This window comes from Actinacidiphila sp. bgisy167 (genome assembly GCF_057707665.1).
Map to the genome: position 1 here is coordinate 19,818 of NZ_JBYIQP010000089.1, position 8,335 is coordinate 28,152.

Annotated in this window: 8 protein-coding genes and 1 pseudogene; 5 read left to right on the forward strand and 4 right to left on the reverse strand. The window is 72.8% G+C overall.

What is annotated here, in order from left to right:
- Positions 1 to 5 precede the first annotated feature (5 nt).
- The 4 genes and pseudogenes from AC3ET4_RS26105 to tnpA form a co-directional block, all read right to left on the reverse strand.
- A complete protein-coding gene (locus AC3ET4_RS26105; RefSeq protein WP_431953529.1) occupies positions 6 to 1,154 on the reverse strand; it encodes a GNAT family N-acetyltransferase in 1,149 nt (382 codons plus the stop codon).
- A complete protein-coding gene (locus AC3ET4_RS26110; RefSeq protein ID WP_431953545.1) occupies positions 1,151 to 2,383 on the reverse strand; it encodes an aminotransferase class I/II-fold pyridoxal phosphate-dependent enzyme in 1,233 nt (410 codons plus the stop codon). The genes AC3ET4_RS26105 and AC3ET4_RS26110 overlap by 4 nt, the downstream gene beginning before the upstream one ends.
- Positions 2,265 to 3,644: a cytochrome P450 gene (locus AC3ET4_RS26115; RefSeq protein ID WP_431953531.1), complete on the reverse strand. Its 1,380-nt coding sequence runs from the start codon at positions 3,642 to 3,644 to the stop codon at positions 2,265 to 2,267. The genes AC3ET4_RS26110 and AC3ET4_RS26115 overlap by 119 nt, the downstream gene beginning before the upstream one ends.
- A gap of 295 nt (positions 3,645 to 3,939) precedes the next feature.
- Positions 3,940 to 4,326: pseudogene (gene tnpA, locus AC3ET4_RS26120) on the reverse strand (IS200/IS605 family transposase).
- Positions 4,327 to 4,701: 375 nt separating this feature from the next.
- Between tnpA and AC3ET4_RS26125 the strand changes: the two are divergent.
- From AC3ET4_RS26125 to AC3ET4_RS26145, 5 genes are all read left to right on the forward strand, one after another.
- Positions 4,702 to 5,817, forward strand: coding sequence for an LLM class flavin-dependent oxidoreductase (locus AC3ET4_RS26125; RefSeq protein ID WP_431953533.1), 1,116 nt, complete (start codon positions 4,702 to 4,704; stop codon positions 5,815 to 5,817).
- Positions 5,814 to 6,446, forward strand: coding sequence for an FMN reductase (locus tag AC3ET4_RS26130; protein WP_431953535.1), 633 nt, complete (start codon positions 5,814 to 5,816; stop codon positions 6,444 to 6,446). Before AC3ET4_RS26125 ends, AC3ET4_RS26130 begins: the two co-directional genes overlap by 4 nt.
- An 8-nt stretch (positions 6,447 to 6,454) precedes the next feature.
- Entirely contained in the window at positions 6,455 to 6,778 is a 324-nt protein-coding gene (locus AC3ET4_RS26135; protein WP_431953537.1) for a GNAT family N-acetyltransferase, read from the forward strand.
- A 155-nt stretch (positions 6,779 to 6,933) separates the two neighbouring features.
- Positions 6,934 to 7,923, forward strand: coding sequence for a pirin family protein (locus tag AC3ET4_RS26140; RefSeq protein ID WP_431953539.1), 990 nt, complete (start codon positions 6,934 to 6,936; stop codon positions 7,921 to 7,923).
- On the forward strand, positions 7,920 to 8,288 hold the full coding sequence (locus AC3ET4_RS26145) for a tetratricopeptide repeat protein (protein ID WP_431953541.1): 369 nt from the start codon (positions 7,920 to 7,922) through the stop codon (positions 8,286 to 8,288). Before AC3ET4_RS26140 ends, AC3ET4_RS26145 begins: the two co-directional genes overlap by 4 nt.
- Positions 8,289 to 8,335: the final 47 nt, after the last annotated feature.

Consider the following 8,335-nt stretch of genomic DNA (forward strand, 5'->3'; position numbering starts at 1 on the left):
GTACCTCACCGCAGGCCGCCGCTGTCGCGCTCGTACAGCCGGTGCGTTCTGAAGCGCCCCCCGCCCATGGCCTGCGCGTGCCGGTTGGAGCCCCGGTTGTCCTCCAGGATCCAGGACAGGTCGGTCTCGGTGTAGCCGAGCCGGAAGGCGGCGCGCTGCGCGTCGGCGAGCAGCACCGCCATCAGCCCGCGGCCGCGGTGCTCCTTCCGCACACCCGACGTGCCGCCCCTGACGCGGGTGATGCCCGCCATCGCCCGGCTGATCCGCAGCATGCCGATCGGCAGCCCCCAGGTGGTGAGCCTGCCCCGGGCGGCGCGCAGCGCCTGGTTGACGTCGGGCACCCACAGCGTGAAGGCGACCGGCTCGCCGTCCACCTCGGCGATCCGCACCAGGTGCGGATGGATGACCGACTTCAGTTGCGCGGCCATGTGCAGGAACTCGGCGTCGGTCAGCGGGACGGATGCGTAGTTCTCGGCCCAGGCGTCGTTGTAGATGTCCTTGACGAGGGCCATCTCGGCCTCGTAGCGGTCCGGGTCGAGCGGCCGTACCCGCACGGCCGGGTCGGCCAGGGTGCGTGCGGCGACCCGGGCGATCGCGGCGGGCGGCTCGCCGTCCGGGGGCATCGGCACCAGCCAGGACAGCAGGTCCTTCGCCTTGCCGAAGCCGCAGCCGGTCAGCAGCCGGTCGTAGTACGGCGGGTTGTACGGCATGCCCACGCTCGGCGGCCCGTCGAATCCGTCCACCAGCACCCCGCACTCGTCGTTGACGGAGAAGCTGAGCGGACCCAGCATCCGGGTCAGCCCCCGCTCGGCCAGCCAGGCGGCCACCGCGTCGAAGAGCGCCCCGGCGGCACCGAGGTCGTCGTCGCACTCGAAGAGCCCGAAGTGTCCGCACTTGCCGTCGTGCCGCTCCTGGAAGCGCGGATCGGCGACGGCCGCGATCCGGCCGACGGGCCGGCCTCCCCGGTGGGCGAGGAAGAGCCGCGCCTCGGCCGTGTCGAAGAACGGGTTGCGGCGCGGGTCGAGGAAGGTGCGCATCTCGCGCTCCAGCGGGGCGACCCAGCGCGGGTCGTCGCGGTAGACCGCGTACGGCAGCCGGATGAAGTCCGTCGTGGCGGCGCGGCCCTCGACGGAGGTGACGGTGACCGCGTTCACCGGGCCACCGCCTGGCCGGGCAGACCCGGGACGAGGCCCGTCCGGCGGCCGGCGGCGGCGAAGGCGTCCAGAATCCGCCGCAGGTGGGCGTCGGAGTGGGTGGCCTGCACGGTCACCCGGATCACGCAGCGGCCCTCGGGGACGGCGGGGGCCCCGACGGCGTTGGTGAACACGCCCCCGTCGAACAGGGCCTGCCACATCAGGGCGCAGTCGGCGGCGTCCCCGATGAGGACGGGGACGACCGGGGTGACCGAGTCCCCCGTGTCGTAGCCGAGCGCGCGCAGTCCCTCCCGCAGCTCCTCCGCGAGCGCCAGCACGCGCCGGCGCCGCCAGGGCTCGGCCGCCGCGATGCCGAGCGCGGTGATCCCCGCGGCGAGGGCGGCGGGCGGCATGGACGCGGAGAAGAGGATGGAACGGGCGCTGTAGCGCAGGTAGTCGATGACGTGCGCGGGCCCGGCGAGGAACCCCCCGGTGGAGCCGAAGCACTTGGACAGGGTGCCGGTGAACAGGTCGACCCTGTCCATCAGGCCGAAGTGCTCGGCCACCCCGCGTCCGCCCGGCCCCAGCAGCCCGATGTCATGGGCGCCGTCCACGACCAGGCGTGCGCTGTGCCGGGCGGCGAGTTCGGTCAGCCCGGGGAGCCGGCACAGGTCGCCGTCCATGGAGAACATCCCGTCGGTGACGAGCACCTTGCCCGCGGTCGGTTCCGCGGCGGTGGCCTGCTCCAGCAGCGTGTCCAGCCGCGCAATGTCCGAGTGCGGGTACAGCACGCGGCGGGCCGCGCCGAGCCGGATGCCGTCGACCAGCGAGGCGTGGTTGGCCATGTCGCTGAAGACGATGTCGCCGCGGCCGAACAGGGCCGCGAGCGCCAGGTTCGCCTGGAAGCCGGTGGTGACCACGGCGGCCGCCTCGGTGTCCAGGTAGTCCGCGATCCGCTCCTCCAGTTCGCCGTGCAGGGGCGTGGTGCCGTTGAGGGTGCGCGCGCCCGAGCAGGACGCGCCGTGGCGGGTCAGCGCCTCGGCGGCGGCCGCCGTCACCCGGGGGTCCGTGGACAGCCCCAGGTAGTCGTTGCAGCCCGCCATGACGACGTCCCGGCCCTCGACGACGGCTTCACCGTCGCCCGTCATGTGCATGGTGCGGTAGAAGGGCCGCACGCCCGTCTCCTCCATGGCCCGCACGAAGGTCGACGACGACAGGTCCTTGCGGAACGCGTCCGTGGCGTCCTGGATCTCGGTCACTGGCCTGCGGTCTCCCTTGGGTGAGGGGCGAGTGGATGGTCAGCCGGGCGATGTCGGCCATGCTCGGCCCGGCGTGCCGCACCGGTGGGGCGGCGGCCCGGGCGCCGGGCAGCTCGCGGGCGAAGGCCCGGGCGAACGCGAGGGCCTGCGCGCGGGCCAGATGGGACCCGAGGCAGTAGTGCAGGCCGCCGCCGAAGGCGAGCAGCCGCTGCGCCGGCCTGTCCGGGTCGAAGACGTGCGGGGCGGGGAAGCGCGCCGGGTCGCGGTGGGCGGCGCCGATGAGCGCGTGGACGACCCGTCCGGCAGGCACCGGGCTGCTGCCCAGCCCGGTGTCCGCGCCCGCCACGCGGGTCACCACCCGTCCCGGCGGGTCCCAGCGCAGCAGCTCGTCCGTGAGCGGTCCCGCGAACCCGGGGTCCTGGCGGATCCTCTCGGCGAGCGCGGGGTCGGTGGTCAGCGCCAGAGCCGTGGCGGCCAGCAGCGCGGCCGTGGTGGGCACGCCCGCGGAGAACAGCGTCAGCAGCAGGTAGCGGGCCCCCGCCGGGTCCTCGGCGGCCCACCGCGAGAGCAGGTCCCCCGCCGGGTGCCGCAGGCGCTCGGCCAGCGCGCGGTCGTACACCTCGAGCAGGGCCGACGCGGCCGCGTCCGCCCGCCGTACGACGCTGGGCGGCGCGGCGAGCTCCTCCACCCGCACCATGGCGGCGCTCTCGGCGGCGAGCCACCCGCGGTCGATCCACCGGGGCAGCCCGGTCATCTCCGCGAGGACCGCGGTGGGCAGCGGCCGGCAGAGCCGGGCGACGACGTCGACGGCGCCTTCGCGGCGTACGGCGGCGGCGTACCGCCGTACCCGGATATCGGTGAGCGGCTCCACGAGCCGCTCCGCCGCATCCCGCACCAACCGGGGAGCCAGCACAGCGTTGAGCGGCCGTCGCCGCGCGGTGTGCTCCGGCGGATCCTGCTGCAGCGGGGTCTCGCACAGCCCGACGGTGCTCGCGCTCCGACGCCACCCGGGGCGGTGGGCGTCGCGCCATCGCGCCCCCAGAGTGAGCCATTCACGCCCGGTCAGCACCTGGCGGCACTCCTCGTAGCCCGTGACCAGGAACGCGCCCCACGGCGTCGGCACGAGCGGTCCCGCCCCGGCCAGCGCGTCGTACGCCGCCGCGAGCGCCTGCGGCTCCACGGCCCTGCGCCACTGCCGGACGAGGCCCGAGGCGGAACGCGCGTCGAGGGCGGCGGGCTTCGGGGGAAGCATCACGTGGCTCATATGTCGGGAACGGACCTCGGCTCGGAGGCTGGCGGGGAGCGTCGTGCAGCCCGGCGCGGCGCACGCGACGGCGTGCGCCGGGTCGGCGCCCCTGAGAGTGCTCTGCCGGAGGTGTTCCGATCCAGTAACAAAGCCGCTTTTCACCCGCTAGTGAACGAAATTCACCTTTCCCTCGAGCGGTCCGCTACTACCGGGCCTGTTCGCAGTGCACCGGGCTTCAGCCCGGTGGTGAACCGGATCTTGGCCTGTTCTGACCTCGGCTGTGTGCACGGATGGGCACTGTTCACTCCAGCCCGGGCCAGAGGGACTGGTTCTGCTGTTCGATGCACTGCTTCACGATGCTGAGCGCGCGCCGTCGACCGATCCGGCGAAGTACGAGCCGGACCACAGGCGATGTGCCCGCCAGTAGTGGGGCCGGGTCGGGAACTCCTGGCGGAGTCTGCGCGAGGAGACGCCTCTGAGGGAGTTCACCAGCATGGACACGGCGGCCTTCGGCGGGAGGTCGATCAGGAGGTGGACGCGGTTGGCCTCACGGTGGAACTCGCCGGTTCGGCCTCGAAGTCCTCGCGCACGGCTCGATGATCTCTTCGCGGCGTGTCAGGTGCCGGTCGGCGAAGAAGGCCACGCGGACATGCACGCGGAATACGCAGACGGCGCGGTGGGCGGGAATCGCCGTCCTTCAGCGGCGAGGATGTCAAGGTCGACCGTCCGCGTCCTCACCCACCGCCCCGCGTCTCCCGCAGGAGGCGGTGACGCGCGTGCAGGGCACGCCCTGCCGCCCGGCAGGCCGCGTTCGCGGCGCGGCGGCGATGGGCGGACGGCCCCGCGAACCGCGCCCCGGCGGATGCCCGCGGCGTGGCGTTCCCCCGGTCGGCCGGGCTGCCGGCGCCGGGTCGGGACCCGGACGATCCGCACGTCCGCGGGGCCGGCCGTGCCGAGGCTCCGCCGGCTGCCGCACCAGCAGGAATACCCCGGGTGGCCATCCTGTTGGGGATGGTGGTTGAATAATCAACAAACATCGGGACGACGGAGGAGAGTGAAGCCGGTGCAGTTCGGGATCTTCACCGTGGGTGACGTGACCATGGACCCCACGACCGGCAGGACGCCGACGGAGCATGAGCGGATCAAGGCGATGACGGCGATCGCGCTCAAGGCGGAGGAGGTGGGGCTGGATGTCTTCGCGACCGGTGAGCACCACAATCCGCCGTTCGTGCCGTCGTCTCCGACGACGATGCTGGGGTGGATAGCCGCCCGCACAAAGCGGCTGATCCTCTCCACGTCGACGACGCTGATCACCACGAACGACCCGGTGAAGATCGCCGAGGACTTCGCGATGCTGCAGCACCTGGCCGGGGGCCGGGTCGACGTGATGATGGGCCGCGGCAACACCGGGCCGGTGTATCCGTGGTTCGGGCAGGACATCCGGCAGGGCATCCCGCTGGCAGTCGAGAACTACGCGCTGCTGCACCGGTTGTGGCGTGAGGACGTGGTGGACTGGGCGGGCCGTTTCCGCAGCCCGCTGCAGGGGTTCACCTCGACGCCGCGGCCGCTGGACGGCGTGCCGCCCTTCGTGTGGCACGGCTCCATCCGCTCGCCGGAGATCGCCGAGCAGGCGGCCTACTACGGTGACGGCTTCTTCCACAACAACATCTTCTGGCCGTCGGATCACACCAAGCGGATGGTCGAGTTGTACCGGACGCGCTTCGCGCACTACGGCCACGGCACGCCGGAGCAGGCGATCGTGGGGCTCGGTGGGCAGGTGTTCATGCGGAGGAACTCGCAGGACGCGGTGCGGGAGTTCCGGCCGTACTTCGACAACGCGCCGGTGTACGGACACGGCCCGTCGCTGGAGGAGTTCACCGAGCAGACCCCGTTGACGGTGGGTTCGCCGCAGCAGGTGATCGAGAAGACGCTGAGCTTCCGGGAGTACGCGGGCGACTACCAGCGCCAGTTGTTCCTGATGGACCATGCGGGGCTGCCGCTGAAGACGGTGCTGGAGCAGCTCGACCTGCTCGGCGAGGAGGTCGTGCCGGTGCTGCGGAAGGAGTTCACCAAGGGCCGCCCGGCGGGCGTGCCGGAGGCGCCGACGCACGCCTCGCTGCTCGCGGGCCGCGAGGCGCGGGCCGCGGGGGACCGGGACGAGAAGGAGGTCGTGAAGTGACCGTCGCACCTTTGAGGCTGGTGGTGGTCTCGGCGGGGCTGAGCACGCCGTCGTCCACGCGGCTGCTCGGTGACCGGCTGGCCGAGGCCGTACGGCTGGCCGTCGCGGACGGCGGCCGCACGGTCGAGGTGAGGGTGGTCGAGCTGCGGGACCTGGCGGTGGACATCGCCAACAACCTGGTCACCGGTTTCCCCGCCCGCCCCCTGGCGGAGGCCGTCGCGGCGGTGACCGAGGCGGACGGCCTGATCGCCGTGACGCCGGTCTTCTCCGCCTCGTACAGCGGACTGTTCAAGTCGTTCTTCGACGTGATCGACAACGACGCGCTGTCCGGCAAGCCCGTGCTGATCGCCGCCACCGGCGGCACGGCGCGGCACTCGCTGGCGCTGGAGCACGCCCTGCGGCCGCTGTTCGCGTTCCTGCGGGCCGTGGTCGTGCCGACCGCCGTCTACGCGGCGTCGGAGGACTGGGGCGGCAGCGGCGACGCGCTCACCGACACCCTGCCCAACCGTATCGCCCGCGCCGCGGGCGAACTGGCGGCGCTGCTGGTGACACGCCCCTCGGCACCGGCGGCCGCGCCGGATACGGTCGTTCCCTTCGAGCAGCAACTGGCCGCACTGCGGCCCGAATAGGAGAGACGATGGCACTGCGCGTCGCGGACAATCCCGGCAAGTCCCGCTTCGAGATCTTCGACGCGGCGGAGGAGGGCGGCGCCGAGGAGGTGGCCGGCTTCGCCGAGTACCACCTCTACCGGGACCAGATCGCGTTCATCCACACCGAGGTGGACCCCCGTTTCGGTGGTCGCGGCCTCGGCGGGGCCCTCGCCAGGGCCGCGCTGGACGCGGCCCGTGAGCGGAAGCTCGCGGTGCTGCCCTTCTGCCCGTTCATCCGGGGATGGATCGGCAAGCACCCCGAGTACGTGGACCTGGTCCCGGAGGGCGAGCGCCCGCGTTTCGGCTTCTGAGCCTCCGCCGGGCGCCGGGCGCCCGGGGATCGGAGGCGAACGGCAGGGGCGGCGGTACAGCAGGAACAGCGGGGCCGGAATGCCCCCAGTTGGTTGAATGTTGAATCGGTCGCGGGGTCCGGACGGGCCCCGCGGAGACTGCCGAGGAGGGCGTCATGCCTGCCGTGACCGTGGAGAACACCCTGCTGCTGCCCCGTGTCGCCGAGCCCGACCCGGTGGCCGCGCAGCAGCGCCCCGTCCGCCGGGTGACCTCCGCCCCGCAGGGCTTCGAGGGCGAGGGCTTTCCGGTGTACCGCGCCTTCGCCGGGGTGCCGATGCGGGAGCTCGACCCCTTCATCCACATGGACCAGATGGGTGAGGTCGAGTACGCGCCGGGCGAGCCCAAGGGCACCGCGTGGCACCCGCACCGCGGCTTCGAGACCGTCACCTACATGATCGACGGCCGCATGGAGCACCAGGACTCGCACGGCGGCGGAGGGACGATCACCGACGGCGCCACGCAGTGGATGACGGCCGGCAGCGGCATCCTCCACATCGAGGCGCCGCCCGAGGAACTGGTCGTCTCCGGCGGGCTCTTCCACGGCATCCAGCTGTGGGTGAACCTGCCGCGGGCGAACAAGTGGAACGCGCCCCGCTACCAGAGCATCGAGGGCCCCGAATCGGCGCTGCTGTCCTCGCCGGACGGAGGAGCCCTCCTCCGGGTCATCGCCGGTGACGTCGCGGGCCACGCCGGGCCGGGAAGCACCTTCACCCCGATCACGCTGGTCCACGCCACCGTCAGCCCCGGTGCGCGGCTGGTCCTGCCCTGGCGGGGCGACTTCAACGCCCTGGCCTACGTGCTGTCCGGACGCGGCACCGCGGGTGCCGAGCGACGCCTCCTGGACGCGCACCAACTGGCCGTGTTCGGCGCCGGCGACACCCTGACCCTCGAGGCCACCGACCATCCCGACAGCCGCACCCCCGCCCTGGACGTCCTGATCCTGGGCGGCCGTCCGATCCGCGAACCGGTCGCGCACTTCGGCCCGTTCGTCATGAACACCAAGGCCGAGGTCATGCAGGCCGTCGAGGACTTCGAGCGGGGCCGGTTCGGACTGGAGCCGGCCGGCCGTATGCCGCACACCGCACCCGGAGAGGAGCTCGCGTGAACACCGTCGACACCCGGGAGTCGTACGCCTTCCACGAGGAGAGCACGGCGGAGCGCTGGGCGCGGGCCCAGCTCTACTTCGAGGCCAAGGAGTACACCGAGGCGGCCCGGCTGCTCACGACCGTGGTCGACGAGGTGCCCGAGCAGGTCGCGCCGCGCCTCCTGCTCGCCCGCGCCTACTACCACTCCGCCCAGCTCGGCCGCGCCGAGGAGCAGTTGCGCCTGATCGTGGAGCGCGACCCGGTCGAGCACTACGCGCACCTGATGCTGGGCCGCACGCTGCAGCGGCAGGGGCGTGAGGCCGAGGCAGCTCCCTGGCTGCGGCTCGCCGCCGCCTTCGCGGGGGAGACGCACCCGCAGGACTGAGTAGGTGTTTTTGTACTTCCGGTTCATGATCAGCGGAAGCGTCATCC

What these genes read in the sequence shown, in the direction of transcription:
- AC3ET4_RS26115 (WP_431953531.1), bottom strand. Translation starts at nt 3,644, where the DNA reads ATGCTTCCCCCGAAGCCCGCCGCCCTCGACGCGCGTTCCGCCTCGGGC.
- AC3ET4_RS26135 (WP_431953537.1), top strand. Translation starts at nt 6,455, where the DNA reads ATGGCACTGCGCGTCGCGGACAATCCCGGCAAGTCCCGCTTCGAGATC.
- AC3ET4_RS26140 (WP_431953539.1), top strand. Translation starts at nt 6,934, where the DNA reads ATGCCTGCCGTGACCGTGGAGAACACCCTGCTGCTGCCCCGTGTCGCC.